Genomic DNA, 15085 nt, shown 5'->3' with positions numbered 1-15085 from the left:
GTTTTTTTTCTAGGAGGAACATATGAAAATTTTATTAGGTGTAACAGGTGGTATTGCAGCATATAAAGCAATCGATCTAACAAGTAAATTGACACAGGCAGGTCATGAAGTACGTGTCATCATGACTGATGGGGCGTGTGAGTTTGTGACACCGTTACCATTTCAGTCGCTAAGTCGTAATCCGGTATATACAGATATCTTTAAAGAACATCATCCACAAGAAATTCAGCATATCAGTTTGACGGACTGGGCAGATTGCATGGTGATTGCTCCGATTACTGCCGCTACAATTGGAAAACTAGCGCATGGCATCAGTGACAATATGTTAACGGCAACATATCTTGCTTTTAATGGACCCGTTTATATTGCTCCAGCCATGAATTCAAAGATGTATAACCATCCTGCAGTGACAGATAATCTTATGCTTCTACGTCAGCGTGGTGTACAAATTATCGAACCTGGCGCTGGATTTTTGGCTTGTGGCTATATTGCAAAAGGTCGTATGAGTGAACCTCAGGAAATTATGGATGTTATCTTGAATCGTAATGTTACAAATGAAGTGGAGCAGGATCTAGCTGGAAAACATGTTTTAATTACTGCAGGTCCTACAATAGAACGTATTGATCCAGTGCGATATTTAACGAATCGTTCGTCTGGAAAGATGGGTTATAGTCTTGCACAGGCAGCAACGATGCGAGGTGCACAGGTAAAACTAGTATCAATAGATTTACCGTTAGAAGTACCTCAAGGTGTAGAACATATAAAAATTGAAAGTGCTCATGATATGTTTGAAGCGGTCAAATCACACATGGATGAAGCGGACATTATCATCAAAGCAGCAGCTGTCGCAGATTATACACCGGTAGAAGTGTATGAACAAAAAATGAAGAAAAAAGATGGAGATCTTTCATTACAATTAAAACGTACGCAAGATATCCTGATGTATATTGGTGCGCATAAAACGCATCAGTATGTAATAGGATTTGCAGCTGAAACTGAGCATGTAGAAAAATATGCTCGAGGAAAACTGGTTAAGAAAAATGCTGATGTAATTATTGCGAATAATGTTGGTGACACTTCTATCGGCTTTAAATCTGATGACAATGCTGGCACGATGTATTTTAAAGATGGCAGTGAAAAAGTTATTGAAAAACAATCGAAGTTAGGTGTATCGCATGAAATATTGACACAGGTGATAAAGAAGGGATTTAAGTGATTGCGAAAGTTATCGTAGATGTTAATAGTAAAAGAGTCGATCGCTTATTTGACTATTTAATTCCGAATCATTTAAATGGACAAGTGGTTCCGGGAATGCGTGTCGTAGTACCATTTGGACCAAGAAAAGTTCAAGGGTACGTGATTGAAATTAGTGATAGTGCAGAATATGATAAATTAAAAGCAATCATCAGTGTGCAGGACTATGTACCAGAACTTACCCAAGAGCTCATCGAATTAAGCGAATGGATGAGTTTTACGCATGTTTCTAAAAGGATTGCTGTGTTAGATGCGATGTTACCCGCAGCACTTAAAGGTAAATATAAGAAAATTTTAAAGATAGCGGATGACACCGCATTACCTGAAGAGTTAATACAATATTTCAATGATAATAAGTTATATCTGGAAAAAGCACAACAACTAGAATTGATGTCGTTGCTTGCACCATACATGCAATCAGGTGCAATAACTGAAGATATCGAAGTAACGCAAAAGAATAAAGTGAAAAAATTACTTGGCGTAAAGTTGATTGAGGGAATAGATTATGAATCAATTTCAAAAAATGACAAACAGCTCGCTGCATGTGAGGAAGTATTAAGTAACAGAGATGGATTGACCTTTGTGGAATTAGAATCTCGTGGTATTTCAAAAGGTGTATGTAACACACTGATAAAAAATGGTGTCTTTGAAAAAATAGAACTCGAACAACAACGTGATCCATTTGCCCATAAAGTATTTTTTGAAGATGAAAAAAAACAGCTTTTACCTGAACAAGAAGCAGCATTTAACGCAATTCATCAGGCATATTTAGATAAACAGGCAGAAACATTTTTACTACATGGTGTGACAGGATCAGGAAAGACAGAAGTGTATTTGCAGCTTATCAGCGAGGTACTGGATAACAATCAACAAGCAATCGTGCTGGTACCGGAAATAGCACTTACACCTCAAATGGTCGACCGATTTAAATCACGTTTTGGCGATGAAGTTGCCGTACTCCATTCTGGATTATCCACAGGTGAACGATATGATGAATGGCGTAAAATAAAGCACCAGACAGCAAGCGTATCTGTCGGTGCACGGAGTAGTATATTTGCACCGTTTAAAGATGTGGGTATTATTATTATCGATGAAGAACATGAAACAACTTATAAGCAGGAAGACTATCCTAGATATCATGCACGTGAAATAGCACAGTGGCGCGCGAAATATCACAATTGTCCGGTTGTTCTTGGCAGTGCGACGCCATCACTGGAAACATATGCACGAGCTGAGAAAGGTGTGTATACCAAGCTTGAAATGCTGACGCGTGCGAATCAACAAGCGATGCCAGACATGTATGTTGCAAATATGAGAGATGAACTTGCAAATGGCAATCGCTCAATGTTTTCTGAAATATTGCGTGACAAAATTCAGGAGAAGATAGATAAAGATGAACAGGTAGTGCTGTTTTTAAATCGCCGAGGACACGCACAATTTATGTTATGCCGAGACTGTGGACATGTGCCTATGTGCCCGAATTGTGATATCAGTTTGACATATCATAAATTTACAGATGAATTGAAATGTCATTATTGCGGACATAAAGAACCGCCAGTGAATGTATGCCCGAGTTGTGGCAGTGAACATATTCGTGAGATGGGTGTCGGCACGCAGAAAGTTGAAGAAATCATATATGAAACATTTCGTAATGCAAAAGTCATTAGAATGGATAATGATACAACGCGAAAAAAAGGTGCGCACGAAAAGTTACTAGAACAATTCAAACGTAAAGAAGCAAATATTTTGCTAGGGACGCAAATGATTGCAAAAGGATTAGACTTTCCTGACATAACGTTAGTAGGTGTGCTAAATGCCGATACGATGCTCAATCTTCCTGATTTTAGAGCAAGTGAAAAGACCTATCAGTTACTCACTCAAGTATCAGGCCGTGCCGGCAGAAGTACTAAACGCGGGGAAGTGGTTATTCAGACATATAATCCGGAAAATTATGCCTTACGATATGCAATGGAGAATAATTATAAAGGATTCTATAATGAAGAAATGAATTATAGAAGACTTGCGAAATACCCGCCGTATTTCTATATGGTCTATTTGAATTTTAGTCATCAGGATCTTAGGAAAGTGCTGGTTGAAAGTAAACATATTCATCAAATACTTCTGCAGCATCTAACTCCGGGTAGTTACGTACTTGGACCAGCACCTAGTCCAATTGCACGCATTAATAATCAACATCGATTTCAGGTGATTATTAAGTTCAAATCAGAGCCTGAGTTGCTGAAAGCATTGAACTATCTCGATGACTATTATCATGAACAATATGTCAAAGATAAGTTTACGCTGCATATTGATATCAATCCTTATATGATGATGTAGAATTGTTTTATAATAGTGGTTATATGCCTTTATTTTAAAAATACAGCCACCTAAACACTCGTCTGACATTGCACATTGTTCACTCGTAACATCTTAAACTTTGATTCACCATTAAAATATAGTAAAATAACACTAAACTACTCTCTTTAGCAAAAGTTAAAGGGAGTTTTATCATTTATACGAAAATATCGCATTATAAGTTAAAATAAAGTAAAATAGAATGATTGAAGAAAAAAGGAGAATTTTCATTGATTAAACCACTGATTGAAAAAGAGAACCCATTATTACATCGAGAAGTGAAAGATGTCACTGCATTTGACGATAGTTTAAAAGCGTTGATTCAGGACTTAGAAGATAGTTTGTACCATTATAATGGTGTAGGCATAGCAGCACCTCAAATTGGTGTTGATTTAAAAGTTGCACTTGTTGATATGGAACAAGATGGTATCCTGCAACTTGTTAACCCGGAAATTACATATTTTTCAGAGGATAAGGAAAGTGATGTTGAAGGTTGTTTATCAGTACCTGATGTATTTGGTATGGTTGATCGTTCGACTGAAATAGTTATTAAAGCAAATGATTTAGAAGGTAACGAGATTGAGATGACAGCCTATGATGATATCGCACGTATCATCCAGCATGAGGTGGATCATTTATATGGCGTTATGTTTACTGATAAAGTGACACGTTTCGTCACTGAAGAGGAACTGGAGGCGATGTATGATGAAGCCTAATATTATTTTTATGGGAACACCTGATTTTTCAGCGCCGATCTTAAAGGCAGTTCACGAAAAGTACGGGGTATCACATGTAATCACACAACAAGATAAACCGGTTGGGCGTAAGCGTATATTAACGCCCCCACCTGTAAAAGCACAGGCATTAGAACTTGGGATAGAGGTCTATCAACCGGAAAAGATGACGAGTGATGAGGCGTATGCATATGTAAAAGATTTAAATCCGGATTTAATTATTACTGCCGCATACGGTCAATTATTACCTGAACGTATTTTAGAAATTCCTCGTCTTGGTTGTATCAATGTTCATGCATCTCTATTACCGAAATATCGTGGCGGCGCACCAATCCATAAAGCGATCATTAATGGAGAAAAAACATCGGGTGTGACTATCATGTATATGGCTAAAAAATTAGATGCAGGTGATATGATTTCTCAAGTAAAGGTTCCGATCGAGCAAAATGATACCGTAGGAACATTACATGATAAATTGAGTGAAGCAGGAACTGATTTATTGATTGATACGTTACCGTCTATTTTTAATGAAACAAATGAAAGAACACCTCAAAATCATGAATTAGCGACATTTGCAACCAATGTGAGTCGTGATGAAGAATTTGTAACGTTTGAACGTACGAGTGAAGCTGTTCACAATCATATAAGAGGATTAAGTCCATGGCCAGTAGGATTTGCTAAACTCAATGGGCAAAACATTAAATTATGGATGTCTGAAGTGAGTAGCGGTAGTGGTACGCCTGGTGAGATTATTAGTGCTGACAAACATGGTATTAAAGTTGCAACAAATGATGGCGCAGTACTACTTACTGAAATTCAGCCCGCAGGTAAGAAACGTATGAAAGCTAGTGATTATATTGCAGGCCTAAAACAAACGATTGAGGGGCAAACATTTAATGGATTATAAACATAATGTGCGCTATATCGCCTTAGAAATTTTAGATCAGGTATTAACTGACGGAGGCTATAGTAATTTACTTATTAATGAAGCGATTAAAGAAGGTTATGTTGAACCTGTAGATCGAGCCTTACTTACTGAACTTGTGTATGGTACATTGCAACACAAGTTAACGCTAGAGTTTTATATTGAACCTTTTATTAAGGCAAATATTAAAGGCTGGATGCGTAGATTGTTACTGATGAGCGTGTATCAGGCTGTCTATTTAGATAAAGTGCCGGATCATGCGATTATCAATGAGGCGGTTGAGATAACAAAAAAACGCGGTTCTATTAGTGGCGCTAATACGATGAATGCTATTTTACGTAATTTTCAGCGTAGTGAATTGCGTGATTTTGCTGAAATTAAGGATGATTTAAAACGTCTCAGTATTGAAACAAGCACACCTTTTTGGTTAATTAAACACTGGAATACACATTTCGGATTTGATAAAACGAAAGCGATGGCGGAGGAATTTTTAACATATCCTGAGACAACTGTACGTGTCAATACAACTAAAATTTCAATTGATGAAGCGATTGAACGTTTGCAGGAGGAAGGGTTTTCGGTTGCACAATCTGAAATCATACCAGAATGTTTAGCTATCGATGGTCCTCCTATTGTACAAAATCCATTATTTAAGCATGGTTTCCTAAGTGTACAGGATGCTTCGAGTATGCTGGTGGCAAATGTATTAGATCCATTGCCTGGCGAAACGATTTTAGATACTTGTAGTGCCCCTGGTGGTAAAGCTTGTCATATTGCTGAAAAGATGAATCGAACTGGACGCGTCGTGAGTCACGATGTGTATCCACATAAGATTGACTTAATTAAATATAATATTAATCGACTAAGTTTACGCAATATTGAACCTTCAGTGCATGATGCCTTGCAACCTTTTGAAGGGTTGTATGATAGAGTGCTGGTTGATGCACCTTGTTCTGGTTTTGGTGTAATTAAACGTAAACCTGAAATTAAATACGAGAAAACTCCGAAAGACATAGAGACGCTTTGGCCAATGCAACTTGAAATTCTGACGAACGCCAGTAAAGTTGTAAAACCTGGCGGACTCCTTGTATACTCAACATGTACAATAGAACAAATGGAAAATGATAATGTTGTATACTCATTTATTAAACAAAATCCTGATTTTGAGATTGAACCAATTACGTTACCTGTCCTTGGAGAACATAAATTATTGCAAATTTTACCGCAGGATTTAAATTCTGATGGATTCTTTATTGCAAAGTTAAGAAAGAAGAGTGAATAACAATGGCTTTATTAGAAAAGAAGAACAAAAAATTTATGCCGAATTTTGAGAAACCGTCAATCTACTCATTACAGTTAGATGAATTAAAAGAGTGGTTAGCTGATCACAAACAACAAAGTTTCCGTGCGAAACAAATTTTTGACTGGTTATATGTGAAGCGTGTGACAAGTTTTGATCAGATGACGAATCTTTCAAAAGATTTACGAGACGTATTAGAACAGAACTTTACGATGACAACTCTGAAAACAGTTGTTAAACAAGAAAGTAAAGACGGTACGATTAAGTTTTTATTTGAATTACAAGATGGCTATACGATAGAAACAGTTTTAATGCGTCATGATTACGGGAACTCAGTATGTGTGACAACACAAGTGGGTTGTCGCATCGGCTGTACTTTCTGTGCGTCAACTTTAGGTGGTTTAAAACGTAATCTAGAAGCGGGTGAAATAGTTGCCCAGGTTTTAGCTGTACAACAAACACTGGATTTAACAGAAGAACGCGTGAGTCATGTTGTTATTATGGGAATCGGAGAACCATTTGAAAATTACGAAGAAATGATGGATTTCCTAAAAATTATTAATCATAATGATGGATTAAACATCGGTGCGCGTCATATTACTGTTTCTACATCAGGTATAATTCCTAGAATCTATGACTTTGCAGATGAAGAACTGCAAATCAACTTTGCATTAAGTCTTCATGGTCCAAATAATGAGATTCGAAGTCGTTTAATGCCGATTAACCGTGCATATGATTTAGATAAGTTAATGGAATCTATTGAGTATTATGTCAATAAAACTGGACGTCGTATCACATTTGAATATGGCTTGTTTGGTGGTGTCAATGACCAGGTGCATCATGCAAAAGAACTTGCAAAACTCATCAAGCATTTAAACTGTCATGTTAACTTAATCCCGGTTAACCATGTTCCTGAACGTGATTATGTACGTACACCGAAAGAAGATATTTTTAAATTTGAAAAAGAATTAAAAAGAAATGGAATCAATGCTACAATTAGACGTGAACATGGTGCAGATATTGATGCTGCATGTGGACAATTAAGAGCGAAAGAAAGAGAAGAAGAAACGAGGTAGTCATATGCACGCACGTTTTTTTACGGATATAGGTCCGGTACGCTCTCGTAACGAAGATGCGGGAGGCGTTTATTACAATCATACAGAACAGATGCTTGTTGTTATATGTGATGGTATGGGCGGTCATAACGCAGGTGATGTGGCAAGTCAATTTGTTAATGACCTGATTGGCACACGCTTCTCTGAAGAGAATTTTATAGAACGTCAGGAAGCTGAAAGTTGGTTAAAGAGCAATATATCCGATATTAATCGTCTGTTGTATCAGCAAAGTCATCAGGAAAACGAAAATCAAGGGATGGGTACCACACTTGTGTGTGCAATATTATACGATCATCAAGTAGTACTTGCTAATGTGGGTGATTCACGTGCATACCTTATTAATGAGCGTGAAATGCGCCAAGTCACGCATGACCATACTTTTGTCAACCATCTAGTGATGGCAGGTGGGTTGACGAAAGAAGAAGCACGTAATCACCCTCAACGTAATGTCATCACGAAAGTGATGGGTTCAGATAAGAGAATTTACCCTGATTTATTTGAATATGATTTTGATCGCTATCAATATCTTTTATTGTCTTCTGACGGTCTCACTGATTATATAGATGAATCATTGATTCATGAAATTATCTATCGTAGTGAGACGGTGAAAGATGCGGGTGAAGCGTTAATTAATGCTTGTATTGAAGCACCCTCACGTGACAATATATCACTTGTGCTTGTCCCTTTGAAAGGGGGCAAATAAATGATTGGTACTATCATTAGCGATCGCTATAAACTAATTAAATATATCGGTGGCGGCGGTATGAGTAGTGTTTATCTGGCAGATGATATAATATTAGATGCTCAAGTAGCCGTTAAAATTATCAATGTACCTCCGGTTGATAAAGACAGAGCTGTGAAGCGTTTTGAAAGAGAAGTTCAGAATGCTACAACATTGTCTCATCCGAATATCGTAAAAGTGTTAGATGTAGATGAAGATGAACGCCATTATTATATGGTGATGGAATACATAGACGGACCAACATTACATGAATATATTCAGGAAAATGGACCTTTGAAGGTTGAAGAAGCTGTTTTCTTTGCTAAACAGATTTTAAGAGGGATTGAACATGCGCATCAGTATCGCATCATTCATCGAGATATTAAACCTCAAAATATATTAATGACGCATAACAAAGAATTAAAAATTTCTGATTTTGGAATTGCACGCGCGTTAAGTGAGACAGCGATGACACATACGAACCATATTATGGGGAGTGTACATTACTTATCACCAGAGCAGGCAAAAGGTAAACAGACGGATGAAGCAAGTGATATATATTCAATAGGTATTGTTTTATTTGAAATGCTTACAGGACATCCTCCTCATGAAGGAGAATCGGCAGTAGGTGTAGCTATCAAACATATACAGGAACAACTCCCTTCTGTAATCGATGAGAATCCATCTGTGCCGCAAGCGCTAGAAAATATTATTCTTAAAGCTACGATGAAAGAAAAATATCAACGCTACCGTACGACACAGGAAATGTATGACGATTTGAGTACATGTCTTGATGCATCACGTGCTGCAGAACCTAAGATGATGATAGCAGATGATGCGACAGTTATGATTCCGATTGTTAAATCAGATGATACAATAGAGATGCAACCTGTTACAACCTCATCAGAAACGAGAGAGAAAACAAAAGTTGCTGATAAAATAGATGAGCAGCCTGAGAAAAAAAGAAGAAAAAAAGGATGGCTATTTTTATTGCCTTTACTCCTTATATTAGGTCTGGGATCAGCGATTGCTTATATGACATTTGCCCCCAAATATAGTGAAATACCGGATCTAAACGGTAAATCACTTGCCGAAGCAACAAGCTTGCTTGAACAAAATAACTTGCGAAAAGGTAATATCACACAAGTTTATTCTGACTCATACGATGAGGGCATGATTATTGAAACTGATCCTGTTGCCGGAGATAAAGTGAAAGAGTTATCTACTGTAAATCTTACTGTATCCAAGGGCACTAAGAAATTTATGTTTGAGGACTATGTGGGTCAGGATATTGTTAAGGTCAAAAAAGAACTGATCAAACAAGGTTTTAAATCTATAAAAATTAAACAGCAGTACAATATTGAAAAATCAGGGACGATCATCAAGCAGAACTTAAAGGCAAATAAAGAAGTTAATCCGAACGATGCAAACGTCGTATTTACAGTGTCAAAAGGTGTTGAACAAATATTTGTTCAGGACTACACTGGTCAGTCATTTGAAAAAGCAAAATCAGAACTTGAGCAATTAGGATTTATTGTGAATGTAACGCAGGTGATATATTCTGAAGATGTGTCAAAAGGTAATGTCATATCACAAAACGTTCGTAATATTAAATTCCCGTATGGTTCTACGATAAATTTCGAAGTTTCAAAAGGTAAGGAAAAGCATAAGAAAGATGCCGTTACCACTGAAACTCCTGAAAAAGAGAAGCAGGATAAGAAATATATTGGCACTGTAAGAATCCCTTATAAAGGCAAAGAAGTAATACCTTCGACTGAAGAACCGGAGACAGATGAAGAGGGCAATGTCATTGATTCGAATCAACCATCGACCGTTGAACGTACACCTCAACTTGTTGAAATCTTTATAAAAGATAAGAATAATGATATTTCAACAGTATATGAGTCATACGAAACAACTAAAGACACCCAAAAAAGACTTGTGCTTACAGTTGAGCCAGATGCTCAAGGCGCATTTATCATTAAAATAGATGGGAAGACATATTTACAGGAACAAATAGATTATGATGAAATTGAATAAAAGTGAAATGAGGATGACAAATGAATTTTGTCTCCTCTTTTTATTTGTAAATTTTGAATTTTAACACTATATTTTATATATATCATTAAGGGGGAGAAAATATGCCACACCATTATCATACGATTTTTTCTCAAGTTGCAGAAAAAATAACATCTTTAAATCATACAAAAGATGAATCAACAGAAAACCTTTACTTAAATATTATTAAAAATCTTGGACCGGACAATGATTATACTTTTCAGCAGATAATGTTAGAGTATTTGTCTGAATTTCAAATTAAAAGTTTGTTCTTTTATCATCGTAACTTGATTGGTCACAATGGCTTTCATGTTAAAAAGAAAAGTGATCATTTGGTTGTCACAGAAGTGAATGAGGATACCCGTCTTGTGGTTGGAGATAACATTACTGCTATGAGCGATGACTTAATACCAGTGCTCGAAACACGCTACAAGAAATTATTATTTCATGAAGTTGATGCGCAACAAGACTGGACTCATATCATTGATAAGCAATCAAAATTAGATGTATTAAGGGGAGAAGAGCAATATCAGTTGGAAGTAAAAAGATTTCAGTCATTTCCTGACAATACAATATCACGATATGAAACATATCAAATCGTAACGATTTATAATTTTGATGATATAGTGGATTACAAAAATGACTTACCGGTTATCTTAGATTTACGCTATGCACGAGGTATTACTGCACAAAACTATGATGCCGATGTTATCTTAATATCATCACAGACAAAAGGGAGTCCTGAGCTCTATGCAAGTCAAAGTGATGCATACAAAATAGGAGAAACGACATTTGGTGCTGCAAATATTTATGAAACGATGCATTTCGATGATTTTATCTTTGTTTATGGCATAGAGGAAGACGGAACAGCTACACCAGATGAGTATATTGAGAATGATGCTATATACGATGATGTTTTATCAGCAGCAAAACGTAAGATTTTAAGTTAAATTTTTGTATTTTAGGGTATAGATTATTAATACTTATTAGGAGGAATCAACATGGCGAAAAGAATGCCTAAAGATCGAGGTCTTGATAATACATTGAATATCATGAAAGAAGGATATGAATATATTCAAAATCGTACGAAAAAATTTAATTCTAACGTTTTTGAAACGCGTGTGCTAGGTGGTAAACAGGCTGTAGTTATTAGTGGTAAAGAAGCTGCAGAATTATTTTATGATAATGATAAAATTGAACGTTCAGGTACTTTACCACCTCGTGTCGTAAAAACTTTATTTGGTAAAGGTGCAATTCATACAACAACTGGAAAAAAACATATTGACCGTAAAGCATTATTTATGTCATTAATGACTGATGAAAACTTAAAATATTTACGTAAGTTAACTCGCAACTACTGGTTCTTAAATACAGAACGTATGCAATTAATGGATGAAGTAAATGTTTATAAAGAATCTATAATTCTACTTACAAAAGTAGGATTTCGTTGGGCAGGGATTGTTGAAACACCTGAAAATATTGAACAATATGCAATGGACATGGATAAGATGATTGATTCTTTCGGATCAATTGGTTCTCCTTATAAAGGGTACAGAGAAGCGCGTAAAGCCCGTAAACGTGTAGAGGATTTCCTTGAAGATCAAATTATTAGAACACGTAAAGGTAAAATTCATCCAGAACCAGGTAGTGCTCTGTATGAATTTAGTCACTGGGAAGATATGAACGGACACCCAATGGACTCACGTCTTTGTGCAATTGATTTAATGAATGTGATTCGTCCGTTAGTCGCAATCAATCGTTTCGTTGCATATGGTGTTTTAGCGATGCATGAATTCCCGGGTGAAAGAATTCGTGTTGCACGTGATGAAAATGACTACGCTTATAAATTTGTACAGGAAGTACGTCGTTATTATCCTTTTGTACCTTTCCTGCCAGGTAAAGCTGCTAAAAACATTGAATTTGAAGGGTACAAGATAAAGAAAGATACAATGATTATTTTAGATATCTTTGGTACATTGCATAATGAACATGTATTTAATGAACCAGAACGCTTTAATCCATATCGTTTTGATAACTGGGATGGCAGTCCATTTGATTTAATTCCACAGGGTGGAGGAGATTATCATACGAATCATCGTTGTGCTGGTGAGTGGATGACGATTATTATTATGGAAGAAACAATGCGTTACTTCGCATGTGAAATTGAATATGATGTACCGCCTCAAGACTTTACTGTTGACCGTACGAAATTACCTGGTCAAATTAAATCAGGGATGGTTATCAATAATGTGAGACTTAATATTGATAGAACGAAATAAATCATTCACACCCGTTTGGGTGTGTTTTTTTATGGGAATAGCTTAATAATTAGAGATGAAAAAAAGACAGCGTATGCTGTCTCAGACTGAAGACAAAGTCTCCTTCGGAGATGAAGTTTTCAGTCTTTTTTTATACAATAATATTAACAATGATTTGGGGTGATTATTTTGTTGAGTAAATCAGAAGATAAAAGAAATCAATTAGAGGTTGTTGCAATTTCAGATTTAGTTCCACAAGACCATTTACTAAGAAAAGTAGATAAAGTATTGGATTTGAATTTTATTTATCCTCTAGTCGAAGATAAATATTGTCTTGATAATGGTCGTCCAAGTATAGACCCTGTGATTTTAGTAAAAATAATATTAATACAAAAATTATTCGGAATAAAATCAATGAGACAAACAATAAAAGAAATCGAAACAAATGTTGCTTATCGTTGGTATCTTGGATACAGTTTTCAGGATAAGATTCCTCATTTCACTACCTTCGGTAAGAATTATATTAGAAGGTTCAGTGATAATACACTTTTTGAAGAAATATTTGAACACATTCTACAGTTGGCGATGCAACATAAATTGATTGATACCTCAGCTTTATTTATTGATTCTACTCATATAAAAGCAAATGCTAATAAACATAGATTTAGAAAAGTTGTAGTAAAAAAATCAGTCGCTCATTATAAGGATGAATTAGATAAAGAAATAAACGAGGTTCGTAAATCTGAAGGAAAAAAGGAGTTCACCCCAACTCATAAGACAGAAGAAAAAGAAAAGAAAGAAAGTCTCACAGATCCTGACGCTGGTTACTATGTTAAAGGTGAACGTGAGAAACAGTTTGCTTATAGTTTACATGCTTGTGTTGATAAAAATGGATTTTTTGTAGATCACCACGTAACACCAGCTAATATTCATGATAGTACTCAATTGGCACCTATGATTTCTAGAATGAAAGATAAAGGAATTAAACCTAAAACCTTGGCTGTAGATGCTGGATATAAAACACCTTTTAATGCTTACTTTTTATTTAAAGAGTCAATCACTCCTTACATGCCATATACTAGACCAAGAGGTCCAAAGGACCGTTTCAGAAAAAATGATTTTGTTTATGATGAATATTACAATGAATATATTTGTCCTGCAAATCACCCCCTTAAATACACACGTACTGATCGTGAAGGATTTAAATTGTATCATTCTAACCCAAATGTATGTAAAGAATGTCCATTTCTAAATAAATGTACAGAAAATAAACAATATAAAAAGCAAATTCAAAGACATATTTGGCAAGAATACTTAGAAGATGTTGAAGAAATAAGACATACAGAAGAAGGAAGAATGGGATATAAATTAAGGTCTCAAACTATTGAAAGAAGATTTGGTGACGCTAAAGAACAGCATGGTATGAGATGGACAAAGTTTAGAGGATTGAAAAAAGTGTCCATGGAAACCACGCTTATTTGTGCATGCATGAATTTAAAAAAGTTAGCCAATTGGGTTATCAAAGATACTCAATTGGCTTAGCATTATAGTCAATAATTTAAATTTCGAAGAAATTTCTTCGAATAAATGAGAATATAGCCTTTAAAAAAAGACAAACTCATGTAATGAAAATGAGTTTGTCTTCAATCTGAGACAGCGTATGCTGTCTTTAGTCCTCTATTTTAACTTCTCCTGTCCAGTCATCCATGCCTTGCTCGGCAACCGTGACATTATACCCTAATGAATCCAGATATTCACCTGCACGCAGCGCACGACCACCTTTTTTGCAGATAATAATATATTCGATATCTTTAGACAATGTATTAGCTTTTGTTTCTATCTCTGAAAGCGGTAAATTTGTAGCTTCAGGAATATGTCCGGCTACATATTCATCAAGTTCTCTGACATCTAAAATTTGAGCATCTGTACCTGTACTGATGGCATCTTGTATAGCATCTAAAGTGATAGTTTTTGTCATTTGTTTCACTCCATTCTACGTTTATAGTATTATCATACATATAATGCAACAGCATTTACAAATAAAAAGGAGATTAGATATGATTCTGTTTGCTAAACCTATTAAAGATATTGAAGATTTTATCATTGATAAACAAGATCAGTTCCAGGCAATGGTCGATCATTTGCAGATGATGATAGTGCTAGGGTTTACATGTTTGGTTGTTCTAATGCTATCTCTCTTATATTTTAACTATAAAATTTATCGTCGTATGAGCCAGTCGCATATAGATCGTATTAAACTCGAAGTTGAGAAAGAACTGCTTAAAAAATATGATTTATCACTGAAGCCGCATTATCAGGAAAACCTACAAAGAAAGTATCCTGTAAATGAACAGGAATAGTATAA

The 15085-nt window shown here is 35.7% G+C and carries 13 protein-coding genes; 12 read left to right on the top strand and 1 reads right to left on the bottom strand.

Going from position 1 to position 15085, the window contains the following annotated elements:
• The first annotated feature begins 22 nt into the window (after window positions 1-22).
• From coaBC to ACMGE6_RS11865, 11 genes are all read left to right on the top strand, one after another.
• Window positions 23-1216 carry a bifunctional phosphopantothenoylcysteine decarboxylase/phosphopantothenate--cysteine ligase CoaBC gene (gene coaBC, locus ACMGE6_RS11915; RefSeq protein ID WP_414053932.1) on the top strand — a complete coding sequence of 398 codons (1194 nt, stop codon included), beginning with the start codon at window positions 23-25 and terminating at the stop codon, window positions 1214-1216.
• Entirely contained in the window at window positions 1213-3591 is a 2379-nt protein-coding gene (priA, locus tag ACMGE6_RS11910) for a primosomal protein N' (protein ID WP_414053931.1), read from the top strand. Before coaBC ends, priA begins: the two co-directional genes overlap by 4 nt.
• Before the next feature lie 248 nt (window positions 3592-3839).
• Entirely contained in the window at window positions 3840-4325 is a 486-nt protein-coding gene (def, locus tag ACMGE6_RS11905) for a peptide deformylase (RefSeq protein WP_414053930.1), read from the top strand.
• Window positions 4312-5250, top strand: coding sequence for a methionyl-tRNA formyltransferase (fmt, locus tag ACMGE6_RS11900; protein ID WP_414053929.1), 939 nt, complete (start codon window positions 4312-4314; stop codon window positions 5248-5250). Before def ends, fmt begins: the two co-directional genes overlap by 14 nt.
• Complete coding sequence (rsmB, locus tag ACMGE6_RS11895) at window positions 5240-6550, top strand: 16S rRNA (cytosine(967)-C(5))-methyltransferase RsmB (protein ID WP_414053928.1); 1311 nt, start codon at window positions 5240-5242, stop codon at window positions 6548-6550. Before fmt ends, rsmB begins: the two co-directional genes overlap by 11 nt.
• Window positions 6551-6552: 2 nt before the next feature.
• Window positions 6553-7644: a 23S rRNA (adenine(2503)-C(2))-methyltransferase RlmN gene (rlmN, locus tag ACMGE6_RS11890; RefSeq protein WP_414046642.1), complete on the top strand. Its 1092-nt coding sequence runs from the start codon at window positions 6553-6555 to the stop codon at window positions 7642-7644.
• Window positions 7645-7648: 4 nt separating this feature from the next.
• The gene (locus tag ACMGE6_RS11885) at window positions 7649-8386 is read left to right on the top strand and encodes a Stp1/IreP family PP2C-type Ser/Thr phosphatase (protein WP_414053927.1); all 738 of its coding nucleotides are present in this window, start codon (window positions 7649-7651) and stop codon (window positions 8384-8386) included.
• Window positions 8387-10444, top strand: coding sequence for a Stk1 family PASTA domain-containing Ser/Thr kinase (gene pknB / locus ACMGE6_RS11880; RefSeq protein ID WP_414053926.1), 2058 nt, complete (start codon window positions 8387-8389; stop codon window positions 10442-10444).
• Window positions 10445-10545: 101 nt separating this feature from the next.
• Window positions 10546-11412 carry a hypothetical protein gene (locus ACMGE6_RS11875; RefSeq protein WP_414053925.1) on the top strand — a complete coding sequence of 289 codons (867 nt, stop codon included), beginning with the start codon at window positions 10546-10548 and terminating at the stop codon, window positions 11410-11412.
• A 51-nt stretch (window positions 11413-11463) separates the two neighbouring features.
• Window positions 11464-12741, top strand: a complete 1278-nt coding sequence (locus ACMGE6_RS11870) for a cytochrome P450 (protein WP_414053924.1) — start codon at window positions 11464-11466, stop codon at window positions 12739-12741.
• 165 nt (window positions 12742-12906) lie between these two features.
• Window positions 12907-14262, top strand: coding sequence for an IS1182 family transposase (locus ACMGE6_RS11865; RefSeq protein ID WP_414054829.1), 1356 nt, complete (start codon window positions 12907-12909; stop codon window positions 14260-14262).
• Between the two features lie 127 nt (window positions 14263-14389).
• Here ACMGE6_RS11865 and ACMGE6_RS11860 read toward each other — a convergent pair whose 3' ends face one another.
• Entirely contained in the window at window positions 14390-14698 is a 309-nt protein-coding gene (locus tag ACMGE6_RS11860; RefSeq protein ID WP_414046637.1) for a rhodanese-like domain-containing protein, read from the bottom strand.
• 79 nt (window positions 14699-14777) lie between these two features.
• On the opposite strand from ACMGE6_RS11860, the gene ACMGE6_RS11855 reads away from it, so the two are divergent.
• Complete coding sequence (locus ACMGE6_RS11855; protein WP_414046636.1) at window positions 14778-15080, top strand: hypothetical protein; 303 nt, start codon at window positions 14778-14780, stop codon at window positions 15078-15080.
• The last annotated feature ends 5 nt before the right edge of the window (window positions 15081-15085 follow it).

This window comes from Macrococcus equi (genome assembly GCF_047426745.1).
Lineage (GTDB): Bacteria > Bacillota > Bacilli > Staphylococcales > Staphylococcaceae > Macrococcoides > Macrococcoides equi.
Note: the sequence above shows the minus strand (reverse complement) of the source record. Positions and strands in the feature narration are given on the sequence as shown.

Excerpts from the sequence above, each read along its gene's own strand:
- fmt (WP_414053929.1), top strand. The coding sequence starts at position 4,312 with ATGATGAAGCCTAATATTATTTTTATGGGAACACCTGATTTTTCAGCG.
- rsmB (WP_414053928.1), top strand. The coding sequence starts at position 5,240 with ATGGATTATAAACATAATGTGCGCTATATCGCCTTAGAAATTTTAGAT.
- ACMGE6_RS11855 (WP_414046636.1), top strand. The coding sequence starts at position 14,778 with ATGATTCTGTTTGCTAAACCTATTAAAGATATTGAAGATTTTATCATT.
- ACMGE6_RS11875 (WP_414053925.1), top strand. The coding sequence starts at position 10,546 with ATGCCACACCATTATCATACGATTTTTTCTCAAGTTGCAGAAAAAATA.
- ACMGE6_RS11870 (WP_414053924.1), top strand. The coding sequence starts at position 11,464 with ATGGCGAAAAGAATGCCTAAAGATCGAGGTCTTGATAATACATTGAAT.
- ACMGE6_RS11860 (WP_414046637.1), bottom strand. The coding sequence starts at position 14,698 with ATGACAAAAACTATCACTTTAGATGCTATACAAGATGCCATCAGTACA.
- pknB (WP_414053926.1), top strand. The coding sequence starts at position 8,387 with ATGATTGGTACTATCATTAGCGATCGCTATAAACTAATTAAATATATC.
- coaBC (WP_414053932.1), top strand. The coding sequence starts at position 23 with ATGAAAATTTTATTAGGTGTAACAGGTGGTATTGCAGCATATAAAGCA.
- ACMGE6_RS11885 (WP_414053927.1), top strand. The coding sequence starts at position 7,649 with ATGCACGCACGTTTTTTTACGGATATAGGTCCGGTACGCTCTCGTAAC.
- rlmN (WP_414046642.1), top strand. The coding sequence starts at position 6,553 with ATGGCTTTATTAGAAAAGAAGAACAAAAAATTTATGCCGAATTTTGAG.